The 12,862-nt window shown below is 44.3% G+C and carries 10 protein-coding genes; 7 read left to right on the top strand and 3 right to left on the bottom strand.

Annotated features, from left to right (window positions below):
- Positions 1-40: 40 nt before the first annotated feature.
- Complete coding sequence (hemW, locus tag ACXIT9_RS05200; RefSeq protein ID WP_458055166.1) at positions 41-1,162, bottom strand: radical SAM family heme chaperone HemW; 1,122 nt, start codon at positions 1,160-1,162, stop codon at positions 41-43.
- A gap of 89 nt (positions 1,163-1,251) precedes the next feature.
- Here hemW and ACXIT9_RS05195 point away from each other — a divergent pair, with 89 nt between their 5' ends.
- The 7 genes from ACXIT9_RS05195 (at position 1,252) to porN (ending at position 8,683) form a co-directional block, all read left to right on the top strand.
- Entirely contained in the window at positions 1,252-2,349 is a 1,098-nt protein-coding gene (locus tag ACXIT9_RS05195; protein WP_458055165.1) for a DUF4271 domain-containing protein, read from the top strand.
- A gap of 36 nt (positions 2,350-2,385) precedes the next feature.
- Complete coding sequence (locus ACXIT9_RS05190) at positions 2,386-3,159, top strand: uroporphyrinogen-III synthase (RefSeq protein WP_458055164.1); 774 nt, start codon at positions 2,386-2,388, stop codon at positions 3,157-3,159.
- Between the two features lie 67 nt (positions 3,160-3,226).
- A complete protein-coding gene (locus tag ACXIT9_RS05185) occupies positions 3,227-4,192 on the top strand; it encodes a PorP/SprF family type IX secretion system membrane protein (RefSeq protein WP_458055163.1) in 966 nt (321 codons plus the stop codon).
- A gap of 89 nt (positions 4,193-4,281) precedes the next feature.
- Positions 4,282-5,379 (top strand): T9SS ring complex lipoprotein PorK/GldK, encoded by a 1,098-nt coding sequence (gene porK / locus ACXIT9_RS05180; RefSeq protein ID WP_458055162.1) that lies wholly within the window; start codon positions 4,282-4,284, stop codon positions 5,377-5,379.
- Positions 5,380-5,418: 39 nt separating this feature from the next.
- Entirely contained in the window at positions 5,419-6,228 is an 810-nt protein-coding gene (gene porL / locus ACXIT9_RS05175; protein ID WP_458055161.1) for a type IX secretion system motor protein PorL/GldL, read from the top strand.
- 29 nt (positions 6,229-6,257) lie between these two features.
- Entirely contained in the window at positions 6,258-7,862 is a 1,605-nt protein-coding gene (gene porM / locus ACXIT9_RS05170; protein ID WP_458055160.1) for a type IX secretion system motor protein PorM/GldM, read from the top strand.
- A gap of 11 nt (positions 7,863-7,873) precedes the next feature.
- Positions 7,874-8,683: a type IX secretion system ring subunit PorN/GldN gene (gene porN, locus ACXIT9_RS05165; RefSeq protein ID WP_458055159.1), complete on the top strand. Its 810-nt coding sequence runs from the start codon at positions 7,874-7,876 to the stop codon at positions 8,681-8,683.
- Between the two features lie 39 nt (positions 8,684-8,722).
- Here porN and uvrC read toward each other — a convergent pair whose 3' ends face one another.
- Both uvrC and ACXIT9_RS05155 read right to left on the bottom strand, forming a co-directional pair.
- Positions 8,723-10,525 carry an excinuclease ABC subunit UvrC gene (gene uvrC / locus ACXIT9_RS05160; protein WP_458055158.1) on the bottom strand — a complete coding sequence of 601 codons (1,803 nt, stop codon included), beginning with the start codon at positions 10,523-10,525 and terminating at the stop codon, positions 8,723-8,725.
- A gap of 59 nt (positions 10,526-10,584) precedes the next feature.
- Positions 10,585-12,855 carry a penicillin-binding protein 1A gene (locus ACXIT9_RS05155; protein ID WP_458055157.1) on the bottom strand — a complete coding sequence of 757 codons (2,271 nt, stop codon included), beginning with the start codon at positions 12,853-12,855 and terminating at the stop codon, positions 10,585-10,587.
- Positions 12,856-12,862: the final 7 nt, after the last annotated feature.

The raw sequence follows: 12,862 nt of genomic DNA, 5'->3' as shown, positions 1-12,862 counted from the left end.
AAGGCCGCGGGAGACCAGGTGCTTCGCGCTATAGGTTGTCTTAGGTAAAGAGTTGGCAAGCAATGCTATCTGCCAGCATAAAACCTTTTGGCGTCAGCCATATCCGTTCTTCATTTTCCTCTAGATAGCCATTTTGGCGTAGCCAGAGGAGCGTCTTCGCGTGCCGCTGCCTCCAGTTTGGCTGTAAGCTTTCCAGTTCACTGCAGGAAATCCCCCAGATGGTACGTAACCCGGTAAGCACCCGCTCATTAAGGACCTCTTCGGGGCTAAGTGTCTCGTCCTCGGAAAAGGGGCTGCCTTCCCGCAAGGCTTTTATGTAGCGTGGGTTGTGGCGCATATTACTGTATCGTTTTGCACCATCGAAACCATGTGCACCTGGGCCGATACCTAAGTAGGGGAGTCCTTTCCAGTAGTTGCTATTATGCTGGCTAAAAAAGCCAGGCCTACCGAAGCTAGCAACCTCATACTGGATGAAACCAGCTTTTTTTAGTCGATCCTGCATATGTTCAAACTGCTTCGCCTGCGCATCTTCTTCTAAAGTAAGGGCATCCCCCTTTTTTTCCCTATGGGCAAAAACCGTTTTTGGCTCTACCGTCAGGCTGTAGGCAGAGATGTGCTGTACAGGCAGGTGGACGGCGCGCTCCAGCTGTTCCTCCCAAAGCTCTGGGCTCAGCGATCGGGCACCGTACATCAGGTCGATGGTAATGTTATCGAAGCCTGCTTCTACAGCATTCCAGACGGCCTTTTCTGCCTCTGAGGCAGTGTGTGCGCGGTTAAAATGCTTGAGAAGTGAGGCGTCAAAAGTCTGAATGCCAATGCTAAGCCTGTTAATGCCGGCAGCGCGGAGCTTCTGTGCCTTTTCTAGACTTAGGTCGTCTGGATTCGCTTCTAAGGTAATCTCTTTAAGACGTAGCGGGAAATGGGTGGCCGCCGCCTCTATTAAGCTGGCCACCTCCTCGGGTGCTAGCAGGCTAGGGGTTCCTCCCCCGAAATAGAGCGTCTCCACGGTGGCGTCCGCAGGGAAAAAGCCTTTGCGCAGCGCTAATTCCTGCCGCATCGCCTCCACCATAGGTTTCTGGAGGTCAAGCTTGGTGCTGAAGTGGAAGTCACAGTAGTGACATGCCTGTTTACAGAAGGGTATGTGAAGGTAGATTCCTGCCAAAGCGCTATAATTTAAATTTCAAAGGTAAGCATTTGTTCGCTATTCGGATAATTTTCACTTTTGTGCTGTAATATTCATTCGGTGTCGGTATGCGTGCTTGTGTATTTTTTATTTTTTGTTGGTTAAGCCTTGGCTCCGTCCAGGGGCAGCTACTGCGGGAGTTTTCTTTTGACCACCAGCCACTTTCTGCTTTTCGGCATGCGGGTTTTTCGCATGTGTATAGCACCACATTTTCTCAAGCCTCCTTCCCCTATGCGTATTTTGAGCTTGAGGTCGGGCAGGGTGCACAGGTATTCATCGGCGATAAATTTTGGTTTCAAGCCGTCTCTGACACGCTTATTCGTGGCCAATACGCGACGCTTTGGAAACAGTTCCCCTCTCTGGAGGCGCAGCAATTGCGCATTTTCTGCAGTGGGAGTGTTCAGGTACCTGCTTTTCGCCAGGTAAGCTCGTTCGCCTCTTCTGAGGCGGAAGTTCGGGTAGAGGGTTTGGTGTACGCCTCGCGGCAAAGGGACCTAGAGAAGTTGCGTTTTCAGGATAATTATGTGCTGGCGATGCTGCTGCTTTTGTTTTTTTTAGGTATTTATAGGGTAGGTTCCCCGGGTCTATTTGGCTATTTTTTTAGCGTGCAGCGTTTGTGGTCCGGCGAAGGCTTTGCGGAGAATCAGCGGGTACAAAAGTTTTTATCTTGGGACATTTTACTGTTTTTATGGCTTTTTAATTCTGTAATTGCCCTGGGACTGATGGGGATCACTTTTTTTCACGAGGAATTCGGCGCACGTCTGATGCTGGTGTTTAGCGATTTTTGGCCTGTTTTCTTTTTTACTACCTCCTTATTGTTTGGCTTTAGTGTGGCTAAGTTTTTTCTATTGCGTTTGCTTTCCTTTATTTTTGGCCTAGGCCAAATGGAATTCAATCATTTTTTTTATCTGCTTAGGGTTTTACTTTTTCTAGGTATTTTTCTGATGGCTTCGGGCTACACGGGTTTAGTTCCTCGCAGTGACTTTGCATTCATGGGTAAGGGAGATGCTTTTTGGGCATTTCTTGGCTTCTATGGCCTTGGCGTCATTTCATTGGGCTTCCAAATGATAAACGTGGGCACATTTAAAAAATACCATATAATTGCTTACCTTTGCAGCGCGGAACTTATTCCAGCTTTGATTGTAGCCAAGTTACTAATCGGTTGAATCATAGCCTTAAACCAAAGACGGAAAAGCTAAAAAATGAGTGTATCTACGAAGGATCGTTTACAACCTGTAAAGAGCATTTTAGTATCACAGCCTAAGCCTGCTGATGTGAATTCACCTTACTTCCAGCTAGCAGAAAAGTATAAGTTAAAGATTGATTTCCGCCCGTTCATTCAAGTGGAGCCGTTACCTATTCGGGAGTTTCGGAAGCAGAAAATCGAGATTTTAAAGCATACAGCGATTATTTTTACAAGTAGAAATGCGATCGATCATTTCTTTACGATTTGTAAAGAGTTAAAGGTGGAGATGCCAGCGGACATGAAGTACTTTTGTATTTCTGAGCAGACTGCTCACTACCTGCAGAAGTACATCGTTATTCGTAAGCGTAAACTATTCGTAGGACAGCGTACGGCGGCGGACTTATTCGATTATTTTAAAAAGCATAAAAACGAAAAGTATCTTTTCCCATGTTCGGATATCCGTAAGGCGGAGATCCCTGATTATATGGAAAAGTATAATATTTCTATTACAGAGGCGATTATTTACCATACTGTAGCTGCAGATTTATCTGATCTTCGTGACATAAAGTATGATATTTTAGCTTTTTTTAGTCCTTCAGGGATTAAGTCACTGGTGCACAACTTTCCTGATTTTGAGCAAAATAACACGCGTATAGCAGCTTTTGGGCCTACTACGGCCAAAGAGGTACGCGAACAGGGCTTGATTTTGGATATTGAGGCGCCGATGCCGAATGCACCGAGCATGACGGGAGCGTTAGAGCTCTACATAAAAAAAGCAAATAATTTATAATCTTTTGGCGTGGATTTCAGTTTAAATATGTGTTAATTGAAATGGATTTCCAGAAACTTCCTTCAGCATGTTTAAACAGCCCCTTTTTTATAGATTCTTTTTAGCATGGCTCGCCCTATTTAGCTGCGTGTTACAGGAGGGATTTTCTCAGCAGGATCCTCAGTTTACGCAGTACATGTTTAATAAAACCTTTTATAACCCGGCTTTCGCAGGACAAGAGTCGGGTTATGTGTTTTCAGCACTCCATCGCTCGCAGTGGTTTAATTACACAGGTACGGGAAATCCCCCGAATACGCAGTTGATTACAGCTAATGGGCGTTTGGACAAGTACAACTTAGGCTTTGGCCTAAACATAGTGAACGATGATATCGGTCCCACGATAAATCAGGAGCTTAACCTTTCTGTGGCATACCATAGACGAATCCGTAGGGGTGTGCTGAGCATGGGCTTAAGTAGTGGGGCATTCGCGAGTACGATTCGTTTTGGGGAGCTCGATCCGGTAAATCCTGATTTAGTGCTGCCGGATGCAGGAAGAGAGACACAAATAAATTTTAATATTGGCGCCGGTATTGTGTATGATACTCGTGATTATTACGTAGGTATCAGTAGCCGTCATGTGAATCAGCCCGCTTTTAATTTTGGTGATGGTGCAGAAAACCCACTACGTAATCATTCGTATTTGACGGCAGGATATAGAATTCGTAGTTTAGCCATGTGGGAATTTGAGCCGAGCTTTTTGATTAAAACCGTTGGCTTCAATAATTTTTCGTATGATGTCAGCGTTATTGCGACACATAATCGAACAATTAGTGGCGGTTTGGCATTCAGAGGTCAGGAAGGTGTTTCTGTATTACTGGGCTACAGCCTGTTACCGAATAATGCGCTTCGAGTTGGGTATGCGTTTGATTTGGTTTTTGGTGGTTTAGAAGCGAAGGCTCCCACCTCCCATGAGTTCATGGTAACTTATAATTTGCCGCAGGCACGACGAGAAGTTCAGCGTGTTATACAGCGGACACCTAGATTTAGGTATTAATTAATGATTTAGTCTTTGGATATTTAAGTAAATAAGGTCTATATTTCGAGCTTTTAGAAGCGAAGATACAGCTAAAACGATAGGTAAATATGTTTTCTGCAATAACTAAACGATACGCTCCTCTAGCACTACTTCTAGTGTTTGCCTTCTCCTTTCAGGCCTGTAGCCTGTTTGGAAGCAGAGGTTCATCGAATGAAAAGGACAATAGAAGAGGTGAAGTTACCGGGGTTCCGAAGCGTGCCAACTGGCAACAGCCGCTCCCGATGGACATGGTTGCCATTCCGGCGGGGACGTTCTGGATGGGACAGGCGGATGAAGATGTCGCCCGCTCGCATACGGTTATGAATCGCCAGGTGACGATATCTGCTTTTTATATGGATAAGTATGAGGTGTCTAATAATAAATACCGTCAGTTCATCGAAGCAGTTCGCGATGGGGAGTTTGCCTATGGGACGCCGACCACGCTGAAAGACCCTCCTGTTATCGCCCTGAATGATATTTTACCTGACACCACCGTTTGGTCTTCTAGCTTTTCTTATCATTATGGGGATCCTTTGATGGAGTTTTATTTTGATCACCCTGCTTTCGATAACTATCCTGTAGTGGGTATAAGCTGGGATCAAGCGCAGCTTTATGCCTTATGGAGAACCTACCACTTAAATGCGAATAATCGCTCTGATTACGATTTCCCCAGCTTCCGTCTTCCTTCTGAAGCAGAGTGGGAATATGCTGCACGTGGGGGAAAAGAGATCGCGAAATACCCTTGGGGTGGTCCCTATCTAAAGAATAAAAGAGGTTGCTTAATGGCAAACTTTAAGCCTGGAAGAGGAAACTACATTGACGATGGCTTTGCCTACACGGCTCCTGTAGATGTTTTTAGCCCGAATGGATATGGCTTGTATAATATGTCTGGCAACGTGGCCGAATGGGTGATGGATGCATACAACCCCATTTCTGGCTCTTTGACGTGGGACTTAGATCCTGTTTATAAAGATCCGAATGAACCTAGAAAAATTATCCGTGGAGGTTCCTGGAAAGATATCGCACATTATCTTGAAACGAGTACACGTACCTACGAATATCAAGATGTGAAGGCAGCTCATATTGGATTCAGAACGGCCATGACTTTTATCGGTCGCTCTGGTTCTATGGATTCTGGTTCCGGAAATAGAAGAAGACAACGTTAAACTCAACGCAACACAAAAAAGCACCCCAAATTATTTCACATGAAAACTGACAAAACTTCTTTTAAGTACAAATTTTATGCAGACTGGATGCCTAAAATCTACGGTCTAGGCGCGTCCGTCGTTATTTTAGGTGCCATGTTTAAGATCTTAGACTGGCAAGGAGCTAACCTGATGATTGGTGTGGGTTTAACCACAGAGGCCATAATTTTTGCCTTCTCGGCGTTCGAACCAAAACAAGAAGAAGTCGATTGGTCAAAAGTTTATCCTGAACTCGCGGATGGCTCGCCAGTACCGCCCCGCGCTAAGACCGCTACTGGTTTGGTTTCTGGAGACCCGCTTACACAAAAAGTGGACAAGCTTCTAGAGGATGCTAAGATCGGTCCAGAGCTTTTCGAAAGTTTAAACAAAGGAATTAAGAATTTAGCCACATCTGCCGAAAAAATGGGTCAGATTTCTGACGCCGCTGTAGCGACGACTGAATATGCTGATAATGTGAAAAAGGCTTCGCAGTCCTTAGTGACGATTAATGCATCTTATGGAAAAACAGCAGAAGCGTTAAATGAACTATCCTCTGCTTCTACTGACGCAAAAGCCTATCACGGACAAGTGGTACAGGTAACTAAAAATCTTTCGGCCTTGAATAATGTCTATGAATTAGAGCTTCAGGATGCCAACAGTCATCTAAAAACCTTGAATAAGTTTTATGCAAACATGTCCACGGCCATGGAGGGGATTACGGAAGCTGGTAAAGAAACTCAAGCATTTAAAACAGAGCTAGCGAAACTCAATCAGAACGTCGGTGCTCTAAATAAGGTATATGGTAGCATGTTAACTGCCATGAAAGGTTAAAAAACACGTTTTTTTAAGAGAAGCATATAATGGCCGGAGGAAAAGAAACCCCAAGACAACGGATGATCGGGATGATGTATCTGGTGTTAACAGCACTGTTAGCGCTACAGGTAAGTAATCAGATCCTTCAAAAGTTTGTCTTAATAAACGATAGCTTAGAACGTACGTCCCGAAATTATATCCAGAAAAACCAGTTTTTGGTTTCGACCATTGCTGGTACTGTGGAACAGCAGGGGAATAATGAACAGGATTTACCTAAAGTGGAAGCCGCTCGCGAATTACGTGCACTAAGCGCTGAGCTTACTAAGTATTTAGATGATCTTAAAAATGAGGTAATTTCAGAAGCAAATGTCAAAGATGAGCAAGGGAATTTTAAGAATGCCTCACTGAAAAATGTGGAGGTTCCTGGTTTTATCTTTAATAACCAGCGAAAAGGGTATGAAATGCAGGAAAAGCTGAATGCCTTTCCGCAAGAAGTGGAGCGTATTCTAGGTAAACTGGGTATTGATGGCGTATCATTTGGAGATATTGCCAGAGACGCTAAAGATATTGAGTTGTTTAAAAATGACAGAGAGGCGAGAATCAAGGATTTCGTCAATCTTAATTTTGTAAAATCTCCTGTGGGCGCCGTCTTGGCTACTATTTCACAGTTTCAGAATGAGGTGCTAAATATCGAAAGCGAAGCTTTATCACTCATTTCGAATTCAATAGGTAGCTTTTATTTCAAGTCGGATGTCTTTAAAGCAAGTGTCGCCGCTAATTCTAACGTGGTCGCTGCAGGTACTAAATTTGAAGGAAATCTCTTTATCGCGTCTTCGTCTTCATCTGTTCAGCCTAAAATGGTAGTGGATGGTAAAGAGGTAGAGGTAATCGATGGCTTTGGCCAAATCGAGTTCCCAGTAGCGCCAGCAAGTGATTATGATGATCGCGGCCTAGCTAAGAGAACTCTGAAAGGTGAGATCACTGTGAATATCGCTGGAAAAGATTCTGTTCTGACTGTGGATTATGAGTATTTTGTCGCTCAGCCTGTCATTCGTGTACAATCAGAGGTGGTAAACCGCTTGTATGCTGAGTGTGCGAATGATTTAATTATTGATGTTCCTGCCTTAGGTAATTCCTATGCGCCTGAATTTAGCGTGTCTAATGGTACGGCTATCAAGGGTACGCGCCCGGGGCAGGTAACAATTGTCCCTGGGAATAGCGGTAAAGTAGTCATCGGAGTTAGCAGCGGTGGTAATAAGATTGGCAATGTAGATTATGAAATCGTACCTGTTCCTGATCCGACTGTTAGGATCAGTGATGGAAGAGGCCCCATCGATATTAGCAAGGCCTACCCTTCTCCAGGTCCGACTACGCTACGTGTGGAAGCGATCTCCGAGCCGACTTTTGGTCGTACGATGGCGCGTGATGCGAACTTTGAGGTGACAGGAGGTGAGGTTATCTTGATTCGTAATGAGGTACCTCGTGGTTCTGTGCCTATTTCAGGTACTAATGTTGCGGTTCGTTCGTTATTAGAATCTGCTAGACAGGGAGATGACTTGGTTATTCGCGTTACTGAGGTAACACGTACTAATTTCCGAGGAAACAAGATCAAGTCTAGTCAGAATGCACTTATTCGTTTACCTATAAATTAAACTGCACAGCTATGGCACAGGTAAAGTATAGTATTGCTTTTGGAGTTCTTTTTATCATGTTCTGCGCTACGGCTTTTGCCCAGCGGGCTACGAGTGTGAGTCCCTCAGGGTATGGAGATCGTAAGTTTCGTGTGGATACCTTATTCTCCGCGAAATCTATTCGGGAAGATGATAAAATGTATCAGGTGGAAATCTGGAGGAGAATAGACCTTCGAGAAAAGTTCAATCTTTCTTGGTTTGGCTCAGGGGATTCCAGAAGAAATGGCGTCATCAACAATATTTACAAGGCCATCGTAGAAGAGAATGCGCTAGAGATTTTTGCTGATGATGAGTTTAAACGTCCGCTCTCTATTTCAGAGTTTCAGGAAAGATTTTGGGTAAATGCTGCGGGAGATTCTATCTTCGTTAAAAATCTTTATTACTTGGATTTTAAAGAGGATTTTATCTTTGATAAGCATCATTCGCAAGTGCGCTTTGATATCAAATACATCGAGTTAGTCATGCCTTCGCAGACGAATGCGAATGCAGGTCAGAAGACGATTGGCTTTATTCGATTTAAGGATTTCTATGAGTATTTTAGTGATCGTGAAGACGCTGTTTGGTATAATTATGCCAATACCAGTAAACACCTTACCTATGATCAAGCATTTGACTTAAGAATGTTTCGTTCCGTTATAAGGCGTTTTACGAATCCGGATGAGGCACTTATCGCTGACTTGATACCCGTGAATCACCCGAACCCTGATTTTCAAGCGTATATAGAAGCACTCGATTTCGAGTATCGTTTGTTAGAGTTCGAAAATGGACTGTGGGAGTGGTAATCACATCGTCTGTTTAGATACTACAAAAAAAAGGAGAACCTAGAGTTCTCCTTTTTTTATGGCTTCTGCGAGAAGTTCTGCTTTTCGTTTTCCTACCACTTTTTCCCATTCGCTACTAGCTGCTTCTTTAATCTTTTTGATACTTTTAAACTCTTTTAATAGCTTTTCTGCAGTAGCAGGTCCGAAACCCTGGACCTGATGGAGCTGGGTTCCCAAGCTCTGTTTACTCCGTATATTTCTGTGAAAGGTAATCGCAAAGCGGTGTGCTTCATCACGCAGACGCTGTATGAGCTGCAGGGCAGGTGATTTTTTATCGATATAGAGAGGATACTGGTCTTCGGGAAAATATATTTCCTCTAGTCGTTTCGCAATGCCAATGATAGGGATTTTACCATATAAATCCAGCTCTTTTAAGGCCTCTACTGCTGACGACAGCTGGCCTTTCCCTCCATCTATAACGATTAGTTGGGGGAGGGGTAGGTCTTCCTCTACCAGGTGTTTATAGCGTCTTCCTACCACCTCTGTCATACTGGCAAAATCATTCGCTCCGATAACCGTTTTAATATGGTAATGTCGATATTCTTTTTTGGCAGGTTTTCCTTCTTTAAAGCATACCATACTGGCCACAGGGTAGTTCCCTTGAATGTTAGAATTATCGAAGCATTCAATATGTAGCGGTAATTCCTTTAGTGATAGATCCTGTTTGAGTTGGTGTAATACGCGGTGCTTTTTGTCATGCTGCTCGCCCGTTTGGAGCGCTTTTTCTTGTTTCGAATACTTCGCATTCTTTAAGGAGAGTTCGATCAAGCGCATTTTATCACCGATTTTCGGATGGGTGATGGTTAAACCCTCTATGGGCTCGTCGAAAACTACGTTCGTGATGATTTCTTCGGCAGTGCTGTTAAACTGCTCACGAAGTCGGATAATAGCGGTTAAAATGAGCTCCTGGTCGCTTTCTTCTAGCCGTTTTTTTAACTCCACGGTTTTCGTGATCACCACAGCCCCATTGATTACCTTCAAGAAGTTAACGAAGGCAATCCGCTCATCTGTTACTAAAGTAAAGACATCCACATCCTTTATTGCAGGATTGACCAGCATGGATTTCGCCTGGTATTTTTCTAAGAGGTTCAGTTTATCTTTATAGCGCTGCGCACGCTCAAAGGCCAATGCCTCGGCGGCTTCCTGCATTCTCGTTTTGAAGTAGGCTTTGGCGACGCCTAAATTTCCCTTTAAAATGTTTTTAGCTTGTTCGATGTCCTTCAAATAATCAGGCTCTCCCTGTAAGGCCTCACATGGGCCTAAGCAGTTCCCTATATGATATTCTAAACAGACCTTGTATTTCTGTTCGCTAATCTTCGCAGGATGTAAGTCTAACTTGCAAGTCCTAACATTAAATAGACTTCGTATTAAGCCTAAGACGTTATGCATAGCCTTTACACTAGCAAAAGGCCCAAAATAGGTGCCTGCATTTTTAAAGCGTTTACGCGTCGGGAAAATACGAGGAAAGTGTTCCTGTGTGATAACGATGTAAGGATAGGTTTTGTCGTCTTTCAGGAGGATGTTATACTTCGGTTGAAACTTTTTTATTAAGTTGTTTTCGAGTAAAAGCGCGTCCAGTTCCGTGTCCACCAGCATGATTTCGATCTTGCGAATTTCTTTCACCATGCGTTTGGTCTTATAGGCCATACCCACCGTTTTCGAAAAGTAACTGCTCACCCGTTTTTTCAAACTTTTGGCTTTGCCTACATAAATGAGGTCACCTTCTTCATTATAGTACTGGTATACTCCCGGAGCATCCGGCAGCTCTCCATAAGCATCGGGCGTATAAGATGTCGCTCTCATAAATAGATTCTGTATGCATAAAAAAACAGTCTGGTAGAGAGACTGTTTTTCTTTTTCGGTTAATAATCGTTCTGCCTGTAATCGTAATCAAAATCTCGGAAACGACTACTTTCACGCTCGTAAACCTCACAGTCTATCTCCACGCTGAGTGGCCGCTCTGGCCTCGGGAATGGACCTTTCGTATAGCCTAAGGTAGGGTCATCATATACCTTCGTCATGTATTTGACCCAAATCGGTCGGGCTGTTCTACCCCCCTGTCCTGAGATCCAACTTCTAAAGTGGATAGCACGGTCGTCACCCCCTACCCATGCCCCGCTGACTAAGTCTCGGCTCATGCCGATATACCAACCATCAGAGGCGTTTTGTGTAGTCCCCGTTTTGCCAGCCAGCTCGTTATTTTCGCGTAGCGCAAAAGGCACCCCCTGGCTTGTCCCCTGACGTTCTTCAAAACCTCCTTTCAGCATGTGCACCATCAGATAGGCATGCTCCTCACTCATCGCTGAGCGCTTCCTTGGCGTAAACTGCTGGATGATATTTCCATTTTTATCTTCGATTCGGTCGATGTAAAAAGGGGTGATGTGTTCTCCTTTATTTAAAAAAGTCCCGAAAGCACCGACCATCTCGTAAACAGAAACATCAGATGTCCCTAAAGATAAAGCAGGTACCTCATCCAGGGGACTTTCTACACCTAAGCGGCGAGCCGTCTCTACCACTACCTTCGGTCCCAACTTCTTCATCATAAAGGCAGTAACCGTATTGATGGATTGTGCCATGGCCGCTCTTATCGTCATTTTTTCATAGGAAAACTTTCCGTCGGCATTTTTTGGCCTCCAAGGCTCCTGTCCCGGTGTGGTAATTTCCACCGGCTGATCGACTACAGCATAGCAGGGACTGTAACCATTCTCTATGGCTGCCGCATAAACAAAAGGCTTAAAGGTCGAGCCAGGCTGCCGCCTACTTTGCTTCACATGATCAAATTTAAAATGCTTGTAGTTGATGCCACCCACCCAAGCCTTTATATGTCCAGACTTGGGGTCCAAAGACATAAAGCCCGTTTGTAGGTAGCGCTTATAATGGCGTAAAGAGTCCATCGTACTCATGAGGGTGTCTAATTCCCCGTCCCAAGAAAACACACGCATGCGCTTCTTCTGATTGAGATAATAGTCTACTGAATCTGGACGATCTTTAAAGCGATTGGTCAAGTTTCGATAGGCATCCGTACGTTTTACCGCATTTTCGATAAAACCAGGAATGACTTTGCCATTGCTATCGATCCACGGTTCCCTACCCGCATTTTCTTTCATAAAGGCTTTTTGTAATTCCGCCATGTGTTCCGTTACAGCTTCCTCCGCATAGCGCTGCAGTCGAGAGTCCACCGTCGTGTAAATACGTAAGCCGTCTCCGAATAAGTCATAAGGTGTTCCGTCCGCTTTCAGGGTTTCCCGAGCCCATCGAATTAAATCGGCCTTGACGATTTCCCTAAAATAAGTAGCCACTCCCATGTTTTGACTTTCTACTGCATAATCCAAGGTTATAGGCAAGGTGCGTAAAGAGTCATAAAGCCCCCTTTCTAAGTATCCATATTTATGCATCTGTGCTAAAACCGTATTCCTTCGCCGCAAGGAGTTCTCTGGATTATAAATGGGGCTGTAATAACTTGGAGCCTTGAACAAACCTACAAGAGTAGCAGACTCCTCAATGTTTAACTCATTAGGGGCTTTGTTAAAAAAGGTTTTAGCCGCTGTCTTGATGCCATAGGCATTACTCCCAAATTCCGAAGTATTCAAATACATCGTTAAAATCTCGTTTTTGGTGTACGCTCGCTCTAATTTGGCGGCCACGATCCATTCCTTCGTCTTAATGATCAGCATGCGAAGTCCTGGAACCCTGTTTAAAGGACTTTCATTTACCGAGCGTCGCGTTTTAAACAAGTTTTTCGCTGTCTGCTGGCTAAGCGTACTTCCACCACCGGCGCCTTGACGCAGGATGAGCGATTTAAATAAAACCCTGCCCATACTCTGAAAATCGATTCCAGAATGTTTTTCGAAGCGTACATCCTCTGTCGCGATCAGCGCATTCACTAAATTCGGCGAAAGATCGTTATAAGCTACTGGACTTCTATTTTCACGAAAGTAGCTGCCCAGCAAAACACCATCCGAAGAGTAAAGCTCCGAAGCGATCTCACTGCGCGGGTTCTCTAAGGTCTTAAAATCCGGCAAGGGGCCGAAAAGACCCAAGAAATCTGCACTCACCGCCCAAATAAACAAAACGATTCCGAGCAGTAGCGCTGTAAAGCCTATCCAAATTCCGATAATTAATTTCTTCGTCATAACACAG

The sequence above is a fragment of the Nitritalea sp. genome (assembly GCF_054166705.1).
The sequence above is the reverse complement of the archived record's forward strand: the minus strand, read 5'-3'. Positions and strand labels throughout refer to the sequence as shown.

Coding starts and splice junctions, on each gene's coding strand:
- porK (WP_458055162.1), top strand. CDS start 4,282: ATGTTTTCTGCAATAACTAAACGATACGCTCCTCTAGCACTACTTCTA.
- ACXIT9_RS05185 (WP_458055163.1), top strand. CDS start 3,227: ATGTTTAAACAGCCCCTTTTTTATAGATTCTTTTTAGCATGGCTCGCC.
- porN (WP_458055159.1), top strand. CDS start 7,874: ATGGCACAGGTAAAGTATAGTATTGCTTTTGGAGTTCTTTTTATCATG.
- uvrC (WP_458055158.1), bottom strand. CDS start 10,525: ATGAGAGCGACATCTTATACGCCCGATGCTTATGGAGAGCTGCCGGAT.
- ACXIT9_RS05190 (WP_458055164.1), top strand. CDS start 2,386: ATGAGTGTATCTACGAAGGATCGTTTACAACCTGTAAAGAGCATTTTA.
- porL (WP_458055161.1), top strand. CDS start 5,419: ATGAAAACTGACAAAACTTCTTTTAAGTACAAATTTTATGCAGACTGG.
- ACXIT9_RS05155 (WP_458055157.1), bottom strand. CDS start 12,855: ATGACGAAGAAATTAATTATCGGAATTTGGATAGGCTTTACAGCGCTA.
- ACXIT9_RS05195 (WP_458055165.1), top strand. CDS start 1,252: ATGCGTGCTTGTGTATTTTTTATTTTTTGTTGGTTAAGCCTTGGCTCC.
- porM (WP_458055160.1), top strand. CDS start 6,258: ATGGCCGGAGGAAAAGAAACCCCAAGACAACGGATGATCGGGATGATG.